Genomic DNA, 19,232 nt, shown 5'->3' on the forward strand with positions numbered 1-19,232 from the left:
GTAGTCCTTTCCGGATGTTGGGCGATGCGATTGCGATACTGCGGAGCGATCCGTCGAAGCTGCCGCTTGCGGCAACCGCGAGATCGGGCGAGGCGTAACTCAACAGAGCGCGAATACGGCGATCCTTGAGAAATTGATCGACACGTCGATGGAGGATCGAACCAGCCATTGGAGATCTAGGCACCGGGCCCACTTCGTCCACACAACAATTTATGGTACATTATCACCTATTAAATTTATGCAATTAGGTTTGAGTATATGCTTGATGATCTTCGCACATGCCTTTCGCGCCTTTCCGGTGGGGGCTGGCAGCCACTTTTCGCCCACCTAAATCTTGATCCCAATTCTCCGACCTTGCGGGACGATCTGCTAGCGCCAACGCACCTATCTGCGCTGGAACTGGCGCTGATTGATGGGTTTGGAGATATCGCTCCCGATGCCCGCCGCTTGATCGAGCCGGGCCGTCCGGCACAAAGCATCCTGTTTCACGCCCTCACTTCACCAAACGTAGCGCGCGACATTGATGGCAATAGCTTCACCTCTTTTCCAACGCCCGCCGATCTCGATCTGATTGAGAACGTTGTCTTTGGGCTTGTGCCACAATCTCTCGACGCTTTGCTGGCGCGGATCGATGTGGGTCAAAACGTGGCCGTGGTCGTCTTCGCCCGCGAATACCGTCAGGCCGCCAAAACCGTGCATGGCAATCACGCGGATATGGTCTTCTCTCGTACCGGCGTTGCGCGCGTAGGTACGCTCGATCCGCTATGGGACGGCCAAGCGCGCGCCTATCTGCCGCGCGATTCCGCCGATGACACCTTTGCCTTCCGCGCCTTGGCTTGTCGCTATGCCGCCTATCTGTCCGTGCAGTTGAAAGGCGACGACAGCGATTTCGGCCCCTTCAAAATGAACCGAGGGTTGCGACTGGGCCGCCAAGCTGTTCCTGGCGCGGATGAAGACATGGATTTCTGGGTTCCGGTGCATAAGCTGTTCTCTGGCCCGGACTGTTTGGTCGGCAAAGACCTCGATGTGCAGCTTGCGGCCCATCATGTGAATGAAAAGCTCAAGCGCATCCATGAACACAACATGGGCGCTGTCGGGACGATAGGTTTCGAGTCCGGTTTTGAACCGCCAGAAACGGACGGCGAGCCATTCCTCATTGGCTCTGACCTCGCTGAGTTCCTGGCAGGACCGGAAGTAGGCCCCGGTGTGCTTTCTCCAATGGCGCGCCCCAGCATGATCGAGCCAACTTTGCGCAATGGTATCCATATTGGTACGCGCGTACCCGCAATGCCTGGCAATGGCTTGGCCCCCAGTTTCAACATCGCGGCCAGTGGCCGCGCACATCCTGCGCCAGAATGGATGCACGTGCGCCACCGCATCCGCAACGACGGAACATTGCAAAACCTCAACGAAAAACGCCGCGTAGCTGAGGTCGTGCAACAGGCGCGTGTAGACGGTGTGCGCAACTATGTGGCGGCGCATTACACAGATTTTGCAGGTGATGGCTGGATCGACGCGCGCATCGGCGGATTAGACGGCGATCTATCGCGGATGGTCCCCGCCTATTCGGTTCTCGCCGCGCCCGATTTTTACCCATACGTAGATCAGTCCGTGCTGCTGGATTGGTGGGAAACACAAGTACCCTCGCGCTTCAGCGCCATCTGGAATCGCGCCCCGTTGACACTGGCCGACCAACGCTCTGCCGCGAACATTACGCTGCGCGCCTATGGTGCCGACATTCGCCCTGAAAACACTACGCCTAGCGCATTGGTAGGGCTTCAGGGGTCTGTTGGCAGTGGGCAATCATTTGGGTCGGCGGAGGAAGTACAACGCGCATCGTACCTTCCTGATGGTGCCGCTGGCATCTATCAACCCGGTTGGGATGTCAGCACTGACGTTACATTTGATCCAGGGTTGGCTGAAAACGTCCTGCACCTTGCCGCCTATGGCCTAGGCAGCCCCTTCCCCGAAGACGCCAAGCTTTGTGCCGCCCTATCCGCATATTGGCCTGGCGTTGCGCCTGACAGCTCTCGCAGCGCTGGTGGCCGCGTCGTTGCGCCGTTGACAGATCGAGAGATTGGGCTCGAAGGCGCACCTGCCTGGGATGGCATTCTGGGTCCACGCCGTATTGAGGCAAACGGCGAAGCTTTCTTTGAGACTGATAATTTCGATCACGTCGATTACATCCCCAACGCACTGAACAACCGCTTTACGATGGTCGAAACGATGAAAGTCTCGCAACAAGACTATCAGTTCCGCATTATGTCTACTGCTCGGATGTATCGCCTGATTGGTGATTTGCACCAGATCGGCGATGACCTACGGCCCGTCTACAACAGCTATAGGATGATGTCCTTTCGCCATGGTCGCGATGGCGACGCCGAGATTCCAGCCGCCGAAGCTGCCACGGGGTTGGTGTTTGACGACCAAGTTTGCAAGTTCCACATGGTTCTGGTCACTGCGACCGAAGCGCTTAAACAAGACCCCAATGATCCGACGCGTTGGTTGAGACATGAGTTGATTGCGCTCGAACATCAGATTGTTGTCGATGCGCTGAATCAAATCGCCGTTCAAACTGCCGATGGCCCTTGGGAGCCACATCAGCAGCTGTTGGTCTAGGGCGTATTAATGCAGGACGTTTTGATAATAGGTGCTGGCCCCTCTGGGCTGGCAGCTGGTATTGCCCTGCGCCAAGCTGGCGCGCGCGTCACCATATTGGAGCGCGCGCCCCATCCCGCTCGTGGTCCCGGCGAAACATTTCATCCAGGCATCGAAGCGATCTTTGACCAACTCGGCGTCGGCGATGCATTGCGGGCCCAGTCGCTAGGCCGCCATGCGGGCATTACGATCGACCGTATTGGGGTCAAGACCTTCCAATCATACGGCCAAGGTTGGCGCGGTTTTCAGATTCGTAAACCTCACCTAACCCAAGTGCTGTGCAACCGTTACCTTGCCCTTGACGGAGAGCTTGTCATGTCCTCCCCTGCGATCGGATATCAAAGAACCGTTGGTATTCACCGGGTGTGGACCGCTAACGCCGAAATTGACGCGCGCTGGCTGATCGATGCAACTGGCGTTGGGGGCTGGCTTGACCGCCAGCTGGCAACGCGGATGATCGACCACTCACCGCAAATCTGGTTGCATTTCGGTTATGAAGATACCGCTCCCGAAGACACTCATCCCACATTGCATGTCCGGCCGGATCAGTGGCACTGGCAAGCTCCCTTGGGCGATGGCCAAACCGCCTGGGTTGAGGGTCGCACCACCCGTATCCTCAACACGCGCACAGATGCAAAGATCATGGACGGGACATGGAAAGCCTCTGCCCAACCGGCAGGTGACCACGTCTTCCGCATCGGCGATGCGGCCTGCCGCCTCGACCCTCGCAACGGCCATGGAGTCTTGCGTGCCTTGATGTCGGGGATCATGGCAGCCCACCTGATCCGTGGAGTTGAAGACATCAAACTGCCACCGGATGTGGCTGCGGAAAGCTTTAACCGTTGGCTTCAGATCTGGTTTGAATATGATGCTGAGCAATTGCGACGACTGCAAAAAGCACCTCTTCATCTCTTGAAAACAACGGCCTAAGAGTGCCGAAGTAGCATTTTCAACGCGTTGTTGAGTGTTTTTTGCTTTCTAAAGTCTTCAAAACGCACATTGTCTTCGGATTGAATTTCAACGCTTTCAAGCGTCTCAAACCCACATGAAAGATAGAGGAGCTTGCCGATAGGCGTTGCAAACAGTTCGAGTTCAAAGTGACCCGAGAGCCGCGGACAAACTTCGCAAACAGCCAGTAATGCGTGGTCAAGACCCAGCCGCGCATACCCGAAAGAGTTGGATGGCTGTAAAGCCCGCGTTGGGTCGTAGTGGTTCTGAGTTTAGCCCATTTGCATAAGAATGAACGATTGCGTTCTGACCAAACTGCCAAGAACACCCCCTCTGTATGCCTTCCAGAACGTCAGTTCGTAGAATCGAAATTTTCAACGCCGAGGCACTTCCCGCAAGCTTCCAACCACAGGCTAGGCGGGTTCCCAAAGCTCGATTGGATTTCCTTCCGGATCATTGAGCCACGCGAACTTGCCGTTCGGATAAGGCGAATCCGGATCTCGGCGGACCTCAACACCCTTGGACTCGAGCTGTGCGATCATTTTCTCGATGTCGCGAACACGAAAATTCAGCATGAATGCCTTTTCTTGGTTCCCGAAATACTCTGTTACCTTTTCGAACGGGGCGAATACGGTCTCACCTGCTTCCTGTGTCCAGCACGGCGTTTCATAGTCATTGGGCACAAGATCAATGCCCAGGTTGTCGCAGTACCATCTCGCTAAAGCGTTAGGATCCTCTGCCCTAAAGAAAAACCCTCCAAATCCCAGTACTTTTTCCATTGTCAAATTCAAACCCGATTATACTGCAATGGAAGGCTACTTCAATCCGTGGCATTTGATAAGCTGCGGCGCTTTGTTCTCGCTCAACACGCTATCCTGATGCTGCATTGCGACCTGTCGAACAGGGCTTTCGCTGCATCGGCACGAATGACCGCTTTCAAGATGACCAAGAGTTCGGTAGCTTGCTCATTTCGAACACTGCAACTGCGGTCCGACCATGAACGACCAAAACACTGATATCTATGACCCCGAGTTCGTAGCGGATCTTTTTGACCGCTGCTCTTCAAGCTATCGAAGGTGGAGTTCCGTTAGCTCTTTTGGGTTTGTCGCGTTGTGGAGGCATCAATGCGTCGCGCGTTTGATCGCTGCGTCAAACCCCCGGCCCGTCATTGTCGATTTGATGGCTGGAACTGGCGAGGTTTGGCCGTATCTGCTACGCCGTTTCCCAGACCTGGATACGGTTTGCGCTCTAGACATCTCCCATCGTATGCATCTCGAGGCTGTTGATCGCCTGCATGGTGAGTATGCCGATCGGATCACGCATATTGAGGCCGACGCCTTACAAACCGACCTGCCAGCAAATCACGCGGACCTGCTAGTATCCACGTTCGGCCTCAAAACGTTCAACCCCGAGCAGCAGACCGAATTGGCGAAGCAGATCGCGCGGATTTTGAAACCTGGCGGCGGCTTTGCGTTGATAGAAGCGTCCGATCCAAAGGGCTGGGCATTGCGGCCGCTTTACCGCTTCTATCTGGACAAGGTGCTTCCCACAGTAGAGCGCTATTTCCTCAGAGGCGCGAATGACTTCAGCATGATCGGAACTTATACGCGCAATTTCGGTGACTGTGACGCGATGGCCGACGCTCTCAAGGCGGCAGGCCTTGAGGTGACATCAAGAAGCCATTTTTTCGGCTGCGCAACCAGTGTTGCGGGCACAAAGCCTATCGTTCAATTCTAAGATTGCGGACGTTGATGCAAATTTCAACATCGGTGCATCTCGGCTCTGAGCCGACCTCAGAGGTGGCGCGGCAGACGGAAGCACCGTATCCAGGCGTTGTATATGGAGACAACCAGGACAAAGTGCTGGTTCGCTGCAAATGGGCGTGAGTTCGCAATCCGGCGAAATTCGACCAATACATGTAAGGGTTGTTGAACCGAAGCAATCTGTCTGGTAGATTGCGGAACTGGAAACCCTGATACAGGAGATATCGGATATGATGAATCGTCAGACATCAATGCTTCGCGCGACAGGCGCAGTAGCCCGTTAAAGCGGTCTGACAGGTTTCCGATCTGAAGGCCGCCTCGTGAGCGGCCTTTTTTGTGTTTTCCTCATGTGGCGGCTTTCCATCATTCATGGAGAGAACAATGCCAAGCGTATCACTTTATATCCCCGTCAACCGATCAAGTGGCCTCTTGCTGCGGCTGGTGGCTATTTTGGCCCGGCGACCCGACGGAGAGCGGCCCGTTCTGCGCAGGATATCTGAGCTGCCGGATTACCTGAGGAAGGACGTCGGACTCCCACCAGAGATTGAGCGACCACCACCTCTGCGCCATCGGTTCCCGTTCTGAGCAGCCGACCAAGCAAGGGCAGCACGCTGCCCTTGCTCTTAACAATCGCACAATATCCGGCATGTGGACCAACCTTGCTGTTTACAGAGAACATCGAGATGTCCGTTCGATGTTCGGAGAAACTGAATTCAGCCAACGCTAAGCAATTTCCGGACTAAGGAGGTTTGAGAGTTGATGCCAGTCTTTGCATAGATTCGAGAAAGATGCGTTCTAGCGATGTTGATGCTGGGCGTTTCTGAGGCGGTAGTCAGATTATCCCCTTTTGCGATACGACGAGCCAGCAACATCTGCGCTTCGGAAACACCGAAAACCGACTTCGCAATGCTCTGACGATCCTCGGCATCGCGTCGCTTTGTGTCTTCAAAAAGATCAGCTCGTCTCTGACAAACAGAACACAGACTGCAACGCGCCATGGCGGTCATGGCGGGGTCCTCCAGAAACTCAGAACCGGCCAGGGCTGTCTTATCGAGGCGCCCATGTTCGAAGGGCTCATTTCTTTCATCATGGTAGAGCACCTTGCGGGCGAGACGTTCCGCCCGCTAAAGCGCCAATAGGATACCCGCAGATCATGCCCAAGTATCGAAAATTCTACGCCACGAAAGACGGCTACATTGCGGTCTTGCCGTATAGCGCACTCACTGGGTGCCGCAACTGGCCGATGCATAGGAAGTCCTTTCAGGCGTCGACAGGTGGCAGCGAATAAAATACTTACTCCTGAAGCCCAACCTGGGGGGATTTGAGGCGTAGCAGTCGTAATCTATGTATGAAGTCGCCATTTCGTATCCGCCTCCGAAGGCTTCTGTCAAAGAAACATCAACCGCACTGTTGAAGACAGCCTTGCGGGGTTCGAACCAGTCATTGCAGCTGACAGGAGCCTTATATGCATGTCAGGTGTTATGTGAGCTGCATTACGGATTGCGCGTTTAGGAGAAGGTATGGCGCTAAGATTGTTCATGTCGGCGAAGGTCATAAGCGCGAAAGAGCCAGGTGAAATTGGCCTTGTTGCGGAAGTAATTGATGAGGCTCGGCTTCACGTAGCCACAGAGAGTCAAGTAACCCGTTCCTTACCGCGGCAACGGGTGCGGTCGGCGAAGCGAAGACGCTAGCCCGTTTATTGGGCTCTGCGATCACGGGCGAGCTCATAGAGGACAAGATCGAGCGACTAGCGACAGTCTGGTAAACCGATGAAGCAAGAGAGAGTGGCCGCGTTCATTGAAAGGTGGCCACCACGTTGGATTTAGAAGGGCAGCAGCACTAGTGTCCGCTTTGGACTCAGAGTTGCACCAACCGTTCTTCCACTGGTGAAGACTGAACGATTGAAGAGTTCGTTGCACCAAATGGTACGATCTGGTCAATAACCGCTTCCATTTCAGCAACGTCGCGAACATGTGCGCGGGCGACAAAGCAATCTTCTCCCGACACGCGGTCACAGGCTACGATCTGGGGCGTCTTCTGAATAGCTTCGATCATGTTCTGCATTTCGCCTGGTAGGGGACGCGCACGGATTAGGATCGTCAGGCCATAACCGAGATGGGCAGGATCGATGCGTGCGCCATATCCGGTGATGATGCCGACATCTTCGAGACGCCGCACCCGGTCAGCGACGCTTGGGGCCGAGAGGCCCACACGGCGGGACAACTCGGCACGCGGGATGCGTGCATCCACGCAAAGCGCCCGGAGAATCGCAGCGTCGATATTGTCGAGGCCAGTTTCTTCAGACCGAAGGTTTTCGGTCACGATATCCTTCTTTCTTGAGCTTAATTCTTCGAAAGACATTTCTGATCTCCATATCGAGTGCCGCCCTCACCTTGCATTGTGATGTTATGCCAGATCAAGCCTCTATAAAACCGGCCCTCACCAAAGCCCCCGGAACCATGTCCCGCCTGTCCGAGGCCGTTCCCCCTCACGCATGGTTCGGCGTCTCTGCCGTTTTCCACTATCTCGGCCCTGCATTCGCGGTTCTGTTGTTCCCCCTTATCGGCGTGCTTGGCGTGGCCTGGTTCCGCATCGCGTCTGCGGCTCTGATTTTCGCCCCCATCACGAAGCCGTGGCGCACTTTCAAGAAATCAACGCCCCGTGAGTGTCTTCTTTTTCTCGCGCTTGGTGGCTGTCTTGCGGTGATGAACAGCTCTTTCTATTTGGCGCTCGACCGGCTGCCGATCTCCCTGGTTTCCGCCATCGAGTTCGTTGGCACGATCGGGATCGCCCTTTGGGGTCTGCGTACGGGGCGCAACTATCTTGCCTTTGCATTTGCCATCATCGGTGTGGCCCTCGTAATCGACGTGCCGTCTCTTCTGGCAGCAGAAGGACCAGACCTCACGTCCGACCTTCTAGGCTTGTTCTGGGCAATGCTGAATGGCTCCCTGTTCGTCCTTTACATTGTCCTTGGCCACAAGATTTCCGAAGGTGGTGCATCGGGCGGTGTGGAACGCCTGGGTGCAGCAATGACGGCGGCATTCATCTTTGTGATGCCTATCGGCTTCTTGCAGGCGCTCGACGCCTTCGGTGTCCCCTTGTTGGTCCTCGCCGGGATCGGCGTCGGTATTTGTTCGTCAGTCGTACCGTATGTTTGCGACCAACTGGCCATGGCCCGTTTGCCACGCGCCAGCTTCGCGCTTCTGCTGACCCTGTTGCCCGCGACTGCCACGATCATCGGCGTTATCGTCCTGCGTCAGATTCCAAGCGCCATCGACGTGCTTGGCGTGGCGCTTGTGATGATCGGCGTGGGCGTCCACAAGCCTGCGCCGATGCCGGTTCCCACCTCTGCTCAAGAGGATGGAGCCTAACCGGCCACGTGTCGGGCTAGCTTTTTACGTCTCAAAGGAGAACAATCATGTATTCGCTTCTGTTGTGGGTTTTGCGGCTTCCCTGCACTCTCAGCCAGCTCGATAGTGACGCGTTTCAGGTGACCCCAAGCGCCCACAAGGTCATCACGCCGGAAGGCTTTGGACATTAGCATGTCAATGCCGAACCGATCAGCCGGAGTCGTTCTTGGCATCCTAGGAATGCTGGGTTTCAGCGGCACATTGGTGGCGACCCGCGTCGCCGTCGTTGATTTCACCCCTCTCGACATCACCTGCGCCCGGATTGTCATGGCAGGCGGTCTGGGCGCGGCGTTCCTTATTCTCACAGGTCAATGCGAACCACCGGAACGCCGTTTCCTCGTGCCAATCCTCGTCATAGGATTGGGTCTGGCGATTGGGTATCCATTCTTTCTCGCGATGGCCCTTGAAAGCGTGCCAGCCGTGCACGGGGCTGTCGTCACAGGTCTTGCACCCGCTGTAACAGCGATCATCGCCGTGCTGCGCACGGGAGAGAGGCCGCCGCCCGTGTTCTGGATCGCATGTTTGACGGGGTTCTGTGCGGTTCTCTACTTCGCCTACGACGCCGGAGGCGGCCATCTGACCCTTCCCGATGGTTGGCTATTTCTGGGGATGCTGAGCTTGGGCATCGCCTATGTCGAAGGCGGGCGCGTGTCGCGCGAACTCAGCGGCAGTGTTACGCTGAGTTGGTCGATGCTTTTCCTGACCCCTTTCGCAATACTCCCACTGTTGCCACGGATCAGCCAAATCGATACCTCGACCATCTCGGCAGCAAGCTGGGTGTCACTGGCCTATCTTGGAGTGGTCAGCATGTTTCTGGCGTCGGTGCTCTGGTATGGCGGGCTTGCGCTAGGCGGCATCGCCCGCATTGGCCAAATCAATCTTCTCTTACCATTAACCGCACTCGGATGGTCCGCGCTCTTTCTCGGAGAACAGATCACGCTGACCGCCATCGTGTGTGCTGTCATTGTATTGGCGACGATGGTCATCTGTCTGAAAACCAGAAGCTGAAGTTCGTTTCGGTGCAGGACTTTTTGGCTATGGGCTTTGAGCGGACACCCGAGGCGGTGCAGAAACCTCTTTGCTCCACTCGAAAGCTGGAATTGTGGCGGCCCAGAGCCGACCTTTAGCACTGTTTCTGAATTCCGCAATCGCAGCCCGCATTCCCGATACTAGCTGCATCAGCACAAACGGAGTATTTGGAAGGTGGGCAGAGGAAGAAGAAGTTGCCATTCCAAGTCTTGCGCGTGGCGTCTGCTGGGCACCATGGCCAAAGGCCTTCGCTGCATACTTTCTTTTCAACGCGACGGAGTTGCTTGCCGATGGTCACTAACGCTTGCGGCTGGGCGGTGCCTTGTATCCAGAGGTATGGGCAGAGGGTGTGACGCGAATCTCCAGATCTTGAAGCTGTCGCACCGTCCCGTCTTCGCGGACAAATCCGACGCGCACCGACTGTTTGGTTTCGCGGTCAAGATACTCCACCAGGCGATGCTTAGGGGCAATGAGGTGGTCGTAGCCAAACTGTCCCATCGCGACAATGACCGGGACCAGAGCAAGCCCCTTTGGCGCAATCGTTTGAAAGCCCGTTCATCGTGCTGGAGGATGCGAGACTTAACGACGACTTGATCGAACATGCTGCCATGTCTGCCTTCTGGAATGGTGGTCAGAATTGCTCTGCCAATATGCGCCAGCTGATCGCTGCACCTTTGGTTGAGGAGTTTACCGGTCGCATCATCGAGCGGGTGAAAGGTTTCACATTGGGCGATCCGCTAAACCCGGTCACTGACATCGGCTCGATGATCAGCAAGGATCACAAAGAATTGGTGATGAACTACATCCAAAGCGGCGTCGCGGATGGCGCACAGATGACGATGGGCGGGGACAGCGATCTTCCCGGTTACTTTGTCGAACCAACGGTTTTTCAGGGTGTTACTCCGGAAATGAAAATCGCGCGCGAAGAGATTTTTGGACCCGTTCTGGGCATCATGCCCATGAAAACTGCCGAGGAAGCTTTGACCGTTGCCAGTGACACAGATTATGGTTTGCACGCAACCGTCTTCACCCAAGACATCGACCGGGCCCTTCACATGGCTCGCTCGCTGCCTTGTGGCACGGTTTCGGTCAATGGGTTTTCCGAGGGCGACATCAAGACCCCGTTTGGAGGTTACAAGCAATCCGGGTCGCTCGCCCGTGACAATGGGACGGAAGCGCTTGAGCAATACCTGCAAACAAAGACCATTTGGGTGCAGACGGCGACCGGTTGACGGCCAACATATTTCACGCGGGAAGAGATCGAGCGCTGGCATCACACACTTAAGAACCGCATCTCGTTGGAGAACGGCTTCCTGACCGGCGATCCCGAAGCACATGTTGTTGCCTTCGTCGGTTACTACAACCATCAACGCCGCCATGAGAGCTTCACAAATCTGACACCCGCTGATGTCTACACAGGCCGCAGCCAAACTATACTGGTTGAACCCGACAAGACAAAAGGCAGAAACATGAAACTAGGGCGCTTGAGATCCCTATAGATATGTAAACCGCTATGTGCATTTTCCGGAGCCTTTCTCAGCCCGTATACTTGCGCAGCGCCCTTGAAACCGAAGCTACAATTGGCGAAGACTAATCATCTTCGCCGTCTACTTTCGCACCAGACGCACCCAACCTATGTGACAACTCCTTTGCAGCGCCTCGGACAATATTGCCAATCTCAGCAAGCCTTTCGTCGGGCATACGATCCGCAGGCCCCGATACAGATATGCCTCCGACCGCCTCGTCGAAAAAATCTATGATCGGGGCAGCGACACAGCGCATTCCATGAGTTCTTTCTTCATCATCCAATGCCCATCCGCGGCGGCGGCTATGGTCGAGTTCAGCCAACAGCTTTTCTTTGTCAAACAGCGTTTTCATAGTAAATTGCTCCAGTCTCGCATTGGGAAGGAGCTGGTCGATCCGCGCGCGATCATAGCAGGATAATAACGCTTTTCCGATCCCAGAAGCGTGAAGTGGCGTGCGTGTGCCAGGTTGAAAAAAGGCACGAATATTTGACTGTGTTTCAACCTGACTTAAGAAGATGATCTGGCCTTCACGTTCTATGCCGATATTAGCGGTTTCCCCGGTGGCTTCCATCAAGCCGCGCATGATCGGACGAGCGCGCTCTACGAGTGAGCTGCGATAGAGGAACGCCGAACCCAAACGAAACAGTTCTGGTCCGACATGCCACGTCTGGTTTTCTGGTTCCAGGTCTACGAGACGACGCTTTTCAAGCGTATTTAGTGTCCGGTAGGTCGTGGCAGGTGACATGTCCAAACGTTGGGCCAAATCCGACAGCGAAAGCCCTGGTTGCGAGGCAAGGGATTCAAGGATGTCTATCGCTCTATCGATTGACTGGTTCGTATTCTGTTCTGGCTTGTCGGTGAAGCTTTTCGGTCGCCCGCGTTTACGCTTTTCTGATGGCATTCCCCAGGTTTTCCTATTTTGATAATTTTTCAATAGTCGTAATGGGATTGAAAAAATATAACACATTATAAAAAAAGATAAATATACTTTCTTTCAGTTTTGAAAATATTTTTCAAAAAAATTGCCAGTTTGCGCCTCGCACACAATACTAGAGCCAGAATCATCGCAAACGAGGCACTCAATGAGTTTTCAGAATCCTGTGTTCATTCCGGGGCCGACCAACATCCCCGAAAAGCTGCGCAAAGCGTGCGACATGCCGACGATAGACCATCGGTCACCCTTGTTTGGTCAAATGCTTCACCCGGCGAGAAAGGGTGTCCAACGCGTGCTGAAAAGCCGAGACGCAGAAGTATTTTTCTTCCCGTCGTCCGGCACTGGTGGTTGGGAAACCGCGCTGACCAACACCTTGTCTGGGGGTGACAAGGTTTTAGCGGCGCGCAACGGTATGTTCTCTCATCGCTGGATCGATATGTGCAAGCGCCACGGGCTGGATGTTCAGATTGTCGAAACGCCTTGGGGAGAGGGCGTGCCTGTAGATCGCTACGAGGAGATTCTTGCCGCAGACAAAGCGCACGAAATCAAAGCAGTGCTGGCCACCCACAATGAAACCGCCACCGGTGTGAAATCTGACATCGCTGGCGTGCGTCGGTCCTTGGATGCCGCGGGTCATCCAGCCTTGCTGCTTGTCGATGGGGTGAGTTCGATCGCATCGATGGATTTTCAATTTGATGATTGGCGCGTGGACGTTGCCGTGACCGGATCACAAAAAGGTTTTATGTTGTCGGCTGGTCTGGCCATCGTCGGCTTCAGCGCCAAGGCGATGGAGGCGACAAAGTCCGCGAAGTCGCCACGCTCATTTTTCGACATCCATGATATGGCCAACGGTTATGCCGCCAGTGCCTTTCCTTACACACCGCCCGTTGGGTTAATTAATGGCCTCAATGAGGCATGCGGCATGCTCTTAGACGAGGGGTTGGATAACGTATTCGCGCGCCATCATCGTATTGCCGAAGGCGTGCGATATGCTGTGAAGGCGTGGGGCCTGGAGCTCTGTGCGACATCGCCTGATATCTATTCCGACACGGTGAGCGCGATCCTCACCCCGGACGGGTTCAACGCGACAGATATTGTGACCCATGCTGCGGATACCTATGGCGTGGCTTTCGGTGTGGGCCTCGGTGAGGTTGCAGGTAAGGTATTTCGGATCGGGCATCTGGGGAGCCTGACGGACGTGATGACCTTGAGCGGGATCGCGACCGCAGAGATGTGCATGGCGGATTTGGGACTTGATGTCCGTCTTGGATCTGGTGTGGCCGCGGCTCAAGAATACTTCCGTTCAAACCCGGCGGCAGATGTGTGCAAAGCAGCGTAGCGGAGACGAAGGTGATGTATATCCCTACCTATGAAGACATGCTTGCCGCTCATAGAAGGATCGAGCCGCATATTCGTCGCACGCCAGTACGGAGCTCAGATTATCTGAACGAGTTGACCGGGGCAGAGATTTTCTTCAAATGCGAGAACTTTCAAGAGCCGGGTGCTTTTAAGGTACGCGGTGCAACAAATGCGGTTTTCGGTTTGGACGACGAGCAGGCCGAAAAGGGTGTGGCGACGCATTCCTCGGGCAATCATGCTTCCTGTCTGAGCTATGCGGCAAAGCTGCGCGGTATTCCGTGTAATGTTGTGATGCCCCGAACTGCGCCTCAGGCCAAAAAAGATACTGTTCGCCGCTACGGTGGAAACATTACTGAATGCGAACCTTCAACTACATCGCGCGAAGAAACCTTTGCCAGGGTGCAAGCTGAAACTGGCGGTGATTTCGTGCACCCCTACAATGATCCACGTGTTATCGCCGGGCAGGGGACCTGTTCGCGAGAACTGATGGAGCAAAGCGATGGGCTCGATTTCGTTGTGGCTCCGATTGGCGGCGGAGGTATGATCTCAGGTACTTGCTTGACACTTGCGACGCTGGCGCCCGAGTGCCAGGTCATCGCGGCCGAGCCAGATCAGGCAGACGATGCTTACCGCAGTTTCAAAGCCGGTCACATCATCGCTGATGATGCACCGAAGACCATTGCTGATGGGCTTTTGGTGCCATTGAAAGATTTGACTTGGCACTTCGTATCCAACCATGTGTCCGAGATCTTCACAGCATCTGACCCTGAAATTGTCGATGCGATGAAGCTCATTTGGAAGCACCTGAGGGTGGTCATGGAGCCGTCGAGTGCCGTGCCGATGGCAACAATTCTAAAAAACCCCGACGCTTTCAAAGGTAAGCGCGTGGGAGTCATCATCACTGGCGGCAATGTCGATCTCGACAAACTTCCCTGGATCCAATGAAAGAGGCAAAACCGATGAATGTTCCTGTAAAATTTGACGATCTTGAAGTGGGTTTCGATGTTCCGGCATTACCTGGAATGGATGAGGCTGACATCCAAACACCGTGTTTGGTCCTCGACCTCGGCGCGCTGGAACGCAACATCAAGAAGATGGGTGACTATGCCAAGGCACACGGGATGCGCCATCGGGTGCATGGGAAAATGCACAAGTCGGTTGAAGTCGCCAAGCTCCAGGAAAGCCTTGGTGGTGCGATCGGCGTATGTTGCCAAAAGGTCAGCGAGGCCGAAGTCTTTGTGCGCGGCGGCATCAAGGATGTGTTGGTTTCAAATCAAGTGCGTGATCTGCAGAAAATCGACCGCCTGGCAAAACTGCCGAAACTGGGGTCGCGGATCATCGTTTGCGTTGACGATCTAGCCAACGTTGCTGACCTTTCTGCTGCAGCGAAAAAACATGGTACTGAACTGGAAATCTTCGTGGAAATCGATTGTGGCGCGGGGCGTTGCGGGGTCACTACAACGTCTGCCGTTGTCGAAATCGCCAAGGCAATAGTGGCGGCTGAAAACGTAAAGTTCACGGGTATCCAAGCCTATCAAGGCGCCATGCAGCACATGGACACATACGAAGCCCGAAAAGAGAAACTCGATTTGGCCATCGCAATGGTTCAGGACGCTGTTGATGGTTTGAAAGCCGAAGGGATTGGCTGCGAACTGGTGTCGGGTGGCGGTACTGGCTCTTATTATTTTGAAAGTAACTCAGGTGTTTACAACGAGCTGCAATGTGGCTCTTACGCTTTCATGGATGCCGATTACGGCCGAATTCTCGATAAGGACGGCAATCGGATCGACCAGAGCGAGTGGGAGAATGCGTTCTTTATCCTAACCCAAGTGATGAGCCACGCAAAAACCGATAAAGCCATTGTTGATGCTGGCCTGAAGGTGCAATCAGTTGATAGCGGTTTGCCTATTGTTTTTGGGCGCTACGATGTTGAATACATCAAATGCTCTGATGAGCATGGCGTGATTGCAGACCCGAATGCTGCCTTGGCCGTTGGTGACAAACTGCGGCTTGTTCCCGGTCACTGCGATCCGACTGCCAATGTGCATGACTGGTATGTCGGTGTGCGCGACGGAAAGGTTGAGACTCTGTGGCCGGTTTCTGCCCGCGGCAAAGCCTACTGAAGAATCTCCCTGTGACTGAGGGGCGAGCTTGCTCGCCCCATTTTTATCGAAGGCGAAAGTCATGTATGTCATTCCCGAAGCCATCATTGGTGACCACATCAGTCGAGACGATTGTTTCGAAGCAGTTGAGCAGGTCTTTGCCTCTATGGCGGCAAAAACAGCTTATAACTTCCCGGTGATCCGCGAGGCTATCGGCCATGCGGATGCGCTCTACGGGTTTAAGTCCGGCTTTGATCGCAATGCGCTGAACCTGGGCCTAAAATCTGGCGGGTATTGGCCCGATAACGCCGAAAAAGGTCTGACCAATCACCAATCAACGGTGTTTCTATTCGATGCCGATACCGGAAAATGCAGTGCCATCGTCGGGGGCAACCTCTTAACAGCATTGCGCACAGCCGCCGCTGCTGCGGTTTCGGTTGGGCATCTGGCGCGGTCGGATGCAAGAGTGTTGGGCATTTTGGGAGCTGGCCATCAGGCTGCGTTCCAACTGCGCGCGGTGGCAGAGCAAAGAAAGTTTGAAAAGATCGTGGCCTGGAACCGATCGCCCGAAAAGCTTGTTTCTCTGGAAGCAGTGTCAAATGAGCTTGGGTTGCCGTTTGAGAGCATCAGCGTCGAGGGGCTCTGCGAACAGTCCGACGTCATTGTAACGATTACCTCGAGTCATGATCCTATCGTTCCGTCGCACCTTGTGCGTCCCGGCACTCACGTCGCCTGTATGGGAACAGATACCAAGGGAAAACAAGAGGTAGATGCCGCGCTGATGGGTCGCGTCAGTGTGTTTACAGACCAGATCGCGCAATCGATCACGATCGGCGAAGCTCAGCATGCCGTAGCCGATGGCTCGCTTCGTGAAATTGACATCATTGAACTGGGAGCAGTTATCAACGGGGCGCATCCTGGACGTGTTTCAAGGGAAGAGATCACTCTTTTTGACGGAACAGGAGTTGGCCTTCAAGATCTGGCCGTTGCAGCCACGGTTGTCGAGCGCGCCTGCGCTGCCGGTACAGCGATGGACATCAAATTCTAAAGACGGGTCGAGTGAATCCATCGCAAACTTAGGCGTGGTTCGAAGCTAACGCTTTGATTGGGCCCAATTCTCCAGCGAGCGCTGCAAACTGGCGGAATCCGTTTGTCGAAGATCCGAGTTGGGCCTTGCGGATCATGTTTGCCGCTTCGATACACTGCGAGTGTCGCCGCGGGTAGGATGAAGCTTTTGAAGCCGAGCATTGGCATTCCTGAGCATTGGCGCAGTCAAACCATCACAACTCCATCGTGCGTCACTCAGGTCAAAGTTTGCGACAGATCCCCCTGGATATGCGATTCCGGGTATTGAGCTTATTCCGCTACTTCTGACTTGGCTTCGTGTTTTTTGAACTGCTGGTCGAACAAGTTGCGGAAACGGCCGTTGTTCTGCATCAACTCATCCAGATTTCCCTGTTCAACGACCGCACCATCCTGCACGACCATGATGTTGTCTGCCTCCAGGATCGTAGACAGTCGGTGCGCAATCACGATCACCGTGACATCCTGAGTCAGCGCATCAAGCGCCTGTTTGACAAGGGTTTCCGATTCGGCATCCAGCGCGCTGGTTGCCTCGTCCAACAACAGGATTTCGGCCTTGCGCAGAATGGCACGGGCGATTGCAACCCTCTGTTTTTGACCGCCGGACAGGAACGTCCCGTTCTCGCCAACTTGTGTATCATACCCGTCAGGCAAGTCAGTGATGAAGTCATGCGCATGGGCCGCTTTGGCTGCTGCGATGACCTCTTCATCGGTTGCATCCGGCGCAGAACAGCGCAAGTTCTCCATCACTGAGGTCGAAAACAAGAAAGTGTCCTGACCCACATAAGAGATCTTCCGGCGCAATGACGCGAAACTCACATCTCGCAAGTCCTGACCATCAATTTCGACGCTGCCTTCGTCAGGGTCGTAGAAACGCATCAGCAAGCCAAAGACGGTCGACTTACCACCGCCGGATTGACCAACCAGCGCAGTGGTTTTGCGTGCCTGGAAGGTCAAATTCATGTTTTCAATAACCGGGATCGCACCGTGATAACCAAAGGTGACATCGCGCAACTTGATCTCACCCGGACCGTCCAAAAGATCCTTCGCATCCGATCTTTCTTGCATCGTGTCTTCCTGATCGAGCAATCCGAATAACATGCCGACGCCGACCATACAGGCTTCTATCTGAACACGCATCCTGGACAGGCGCTTGGCAGGTTCATACGCCATCAACAATGCGGTGATGAAAGACATCAGCTGACCCGCAGAGGGCGGCTCGCTTCCTGCAAGGCCCAAAGTGCTGACGACCAAAACACCCGCTACGGCCAGTCCGGCCAGAAACTCCATGAGCGGGCTGGCGATAGACTGCAACTTGGCAATGTCGTTCGAACGCTGTTCGACCTTCCGAATGGCAGTGTCCATACGTGTGATCATCCGGTCTTCAAGCGAAAACACCTTGATTACCTTAATGCCGCTGGACGTTTCCTGAAGCACCCGAATGATTTCAGCCAGTGACTTGAACTCAGCCTGCATGATTGCGCGTACGCTTTTCAACAGATACCGCACGCCCAACAGGGCTATAGGTCCAACCACGAAAAACATCACCGAAAGAACTGGCTGTTGGTACACCATGACAACAACCAGGCCCACCAGTGTCAGCGCATCACGCACAAACCCGGTCACTAGAACATCAATCAGTTGTCGTGCCGCCTGGGCCCCGTGAGTGGTCCGCATCAGCAGATCAGAGGATTCGTTCGCGGCAAAGAAAGACACGCCGTGCCGAAGCAGCTTGCGGTAAACCCGGTCCTGCTGTGCGGCGACTATTCGGTTTCCGGCCCGGGCCAGATACATGGCCTGAACATAAGAAGCGAGCGCTTTGGCCAGAAACAGGCCAACCACACCTAACGCAATCATATGCGCCCAGCCGCGCATGTCGGGGCTGGTCATGGCGTCGACTATATACTCCATCATATAAGCCGAGCCCGCGGTCGTCACAGCGACGACAATCATCGCCACAATCGCAATACCATAGAGCCCGCCCTGAGCGTAGAAGCTCTCGCCTATAAGGCGACCCATATAACCTGATCGCCAGTTTTTCCAGGCGCGCTTTATCATTGCGTTCTCCAGATCATGAAACCATGCGCTCGCTCAGATAACCTATATTCTTTCCGGTCTAAAGGGCAGATGGTGGTGGGTGACAAGCTTGTCTGACCCCGCCTCTTGGCGATTGAGTGTGCTAGATAGTAACCGGTTCGACAAAGAGCAAGCGCGGTGAACGGATATAGGTATCTTCAGTGTCACCCGGAAGAGTGCCTTGATGCTTCGTCTAGGTCTGCGGTATCAGTAATTTGCCTTGTTCGTTTCGTGGGCTCATACGTCATTGAGTTAGGCAGTATGCAGAAGTTTTTCTCGGTGACCGAGCAAAAAACGCTTGGAACGTGGGCGACAAGCTGTGCCATGGACAAACGCATCCTGCG

General features: G+C 54.7%; 19 protein-coding genes. 13 read left to right on the forward strand and 6 right to left on the reverse strand.

The genetic code is table 11. The features are described 5' to 3' along the window. The first annotated feature begins 258 nt into the window (after nt 1–258). Both ACR0BU_RS22265 and ACR0BU_RS22270 read left to right on the forward strand, forming a co-directional pair. Nucleotides 259–2,619 carry a hypothetical protein gene (locus ACR0BU_RS22265; RefSeq protein WP_480739031.1) on the forward strand — a complete coding sequence of 787 codons (2,361 nt, stop codon included), beginning with the start codon at nt 259–261 and terminating at the stop codon, nt 2,617–2,619. A 9-nt stretch (nt 2,620–2,628) separates the two neighbouring features. Continuing rightward, nucleotides 2,629–3,588, forward strand: a complete 960-nt coding sequence (locus tag ACR0BU_RS22270) for an NAD(P)/FAD-dependent oxidoreductase (RefSeq protein WP_299084835.1) — start codon at nt 2,629–2,631, stop codon at nt 3,586–3,588. A 431-nt stretch (nt 3,589–4,019) separates the two neighbouring features. Here ACR0BU_RS22270 and ACR0BU_RS22275 read toward each other — a convergent pair whose 3' ends face one another. Beyond that, complete coding sequence (locus tag ACR0BU_RS22275; RefSeq protein ID WP_300072487.1) at nt 4,020–4,385, reverse strand: VOC family protein; 366 nt, start codon at nt 4,383–4,385, stop codon at nt 4,020–4,022. Nucleotides 4,386–4,602: 217 nt separating this feature from the next. Here ACR0BU_RS22275 and ACR0BU_RS22280 point away from each other — a divergent pair, with 217 nt between their 5' ends. Further along, entirely contained in the window at nt 4,603–5,343 is a 741-nt protein-coding gene (locus ACR0BU_RS22280) for a class I SAM-dependent methyltransferase (RefSeq protein WP_480739033.1), read from the forward strand. A gap of 407 nt (nt 5,344–5,750) precedes the next feature. Next, on the forward strand, nt 5,751–5,954 hold the full coding sequence (locus ACR0BU_RS22285; protein WP_480739035.1) for a hypothetical protein: 204 nt from the start codon (nt 5,751–5,753) through the stop codon (nt 5,952–5,954). 128 nt (nt 5,955–6,082) lie between these two features. On the opposite strand, the gene ACR0BU_RS22290 is transcribed toward ACR0BU_RS22285, so the two are convergent. After that, the gene (locus tag ACR0BU_RS22290) at nt 6,083–6,376 is read right to left on the reverse strand and encodes a helix-turn-helix transcriptional regulator (RefSeq protein WP_480739037.1); all 294 of its coding nucleotides are present in this window, start codon (nt 6,374–6,376) and stop codon (nt 6,083–6,085) included. 850 nt (nt 6,377–7,226) lie between these two features. Beyond that, nucleotides 7,227–7,730 carry an Lrp/AsnC family transcriptional regulator gene (locus ACR0BU_RS22295; protein ID WP_480739038.1) on the reverse strand — a complete coding sequence of 168 codons (504 nt, stop codon included), beginning with the start codon at nt 7,728–7,730 and terminating at the stop codon, nt 7,227–7,229. A 47-nt stretch (nt 7,731–7,777) separates the two neighbouring features. On the opposite strand from ACR0BU_RS22295, the gene ACR0BU_RS22300 reads away from it, so the two are divergent. Genes ACR0BU_RS22300 through ACR0BU_RS22310 form a run of 3 tightly spaced genes read left to right on the forward strand, consistent with a single transcriptional unit; the run spans nt 7,778 to nt 9,787 of the window. Further along, nucleotides 7,778–8,740, forward strand: coding sequence for an EamA family transporter (locus ACR0BU_RS22300; protein ID WP_480739039.1), 963 nt, complete (start codon nt 7,778–7,780; stop codon nt 8,738–8,740). A gap of 47 nt (nt 8,741–8,787) precedes the next feature. Continuing rightward, nucleotides 8,788–8,910, forward strand: coding sequence for a hypothetical protein (locus tag ACR0BU_RS22305; protein WP_298934574.1), 123 nt, complete (start codon nt 8,788–8,790; stop codon nt 8,908–8,910). A 1-nt stretch (nt 8,911) separates the two neighbouring features. After that, a complete protein-coding gene (locus tag ACR0BU_RS22310; protein WP_480739041.1) occupies nt 8,912–9,787 on the forward strand; it encodes a DMT family transporter in 876 nt (291 codons plus the stop codon). Nucleotides 9,788–10,105: 318 nt separating this feature from the next. Here ACR0BU_RS22310 and ACR0BU_RS22315 read toward each other — a convergent pair whose 3' ends face one another. After that, nucleotides 10,106–10,258, reverse strand: a complete 153-nt coding sequence (locus ACR0BU_RS22315; RefSeq protein WP_480739043.1) for a hypothetical protein — start codon at nt 10,256–10,258, stop codon at nt 10,106–10,108. A gap of 80 nt (nt 10,259–10,338) precedes the next feature. Between ACR0BU_RS22315 and ACR0BU_RS22320 the strand changes: the two genes are divergently transcribed. Next, nucleotides 10,339–11,040, forward strand: a complete 702-nt coding sequence (locus tag ACR0BU_RS22320; RefSeq protein WP_480739045.1) for an aldehyde dehydrogenase family protein — start codon at nt 10,339–10,341, stop codon at nt 11,038–11,040. Between the two features lie 27 nt (nt 11,041–11,067). Further along, on the forward strand, nt 11,068–11,307 hold the full coding sequence (locus tag ACR0BU_RS22325) for an integrase core domain-containing protein (RefSeq protein WP_480739074.1): 240 nt from the start codon (nt 11,068–11,070) through the stop codon (nt 11,305–11,307). 91 nt (nt 11,308–11,398) lie between these two features. Here the strand turns inward: ACR0BU_RS22325 and bhcR are convergent, their stop codons facing one another. After that, entirely contained in the window at nt 11,399–12,235 is an 837-nt protein-coding gene (bhcR, locus tag ACR0BU_RS22330) for an HTH-type transcriptional regulator BhcR (RefSeq protein ID WP_480739046.1), read from the reverse strand. A gap of 181 nt (nt 12,236–12,416) precedes the next feature. On the opposite strand from bhcR, the gene bhcA reads away from it, so the two are divergent. The 4 genes from bhcA to bhcD all read left to right on the forward strand — a co-directional run bounded on the left by bhcA (nt 12,417) and on the right by bhcD (nt 16,777). Next, nucleotides 12,417–13,607, forward strand: a complete 1,191-nt coding sequence (bhcA, locus tag ACR0BU_RS22335) for an L-aspartate--glyoxylate aminotransferase BhcA (protein WP_480739048.1) — start codon at nt 12,417–12,419, stop codon at nt 13,605–13,607. Between the two features lie 14 nt (nt 13,608–13,621). Then, nucleotides 13,622–14,572, forward strand: a complete 951-nt coding sequence (gene bhcB, locus ACR0BU_RS22340; protein WP_480739050.1) for a beta-hydroxyaspartate dehydratase BhcB — start codon at nt 13,622–13,624, stop codon at nt 14,570–14,572. Nucleotides 14,573–14,586: 14 nt separating this feature from the next. Next, nucleotides 14,587–15,750 carry a 3-hydroxy-D-aspartate aldolase BhcC gene (gene bhcC, locus ACR0BU_RS22345; RefSeq protein WP_480739052.1) on the forward strand — a complete coding sequence of 388 codons (1,164 nt, stop codon included), beginning with the start codon at nt 14,587–14,589 and terminating at the stop codon, nt 15,748–15,750. A 61-nt stretch (nt 15,751–15,811) separates the two neighbouring features. After that, nucleotides 15,812–16,777, forward strand: a complete 966-nt coding sequence (gene bhcD / locus ACR0BU_RS22350) for an iminosuccinate reductase BhcD (RefSeq protein ID WP_480739054.1) — start codon at nt 15,812–15,814, stop codon at nt 16,775–16,777. A 308-nt stretch (nt 16,778–17,085) separates the two neighbouring features. On the opposite strand, the gene ACR0BU_RS22355 is transcribed toward bhcD, so the two are convergent. Further along, on the reverse strand, nt 17,086–18,870 hold the full coding sequence (locus tag ACR0BU_RS22355; RefSeq protein WP_300072465.1) for an ABC transporter ATP-binding protein: 1,785 nt from the start codon (nt 18,868–18,870) through the stop codon (nt 17,086–17,088). Nucleotides 18,871–19,232: the final 362 nt, after the last annotated feature.

The sequence above is a fragment of the Ruegeria sp. CK2 genome (assembly GCF_056536585.1).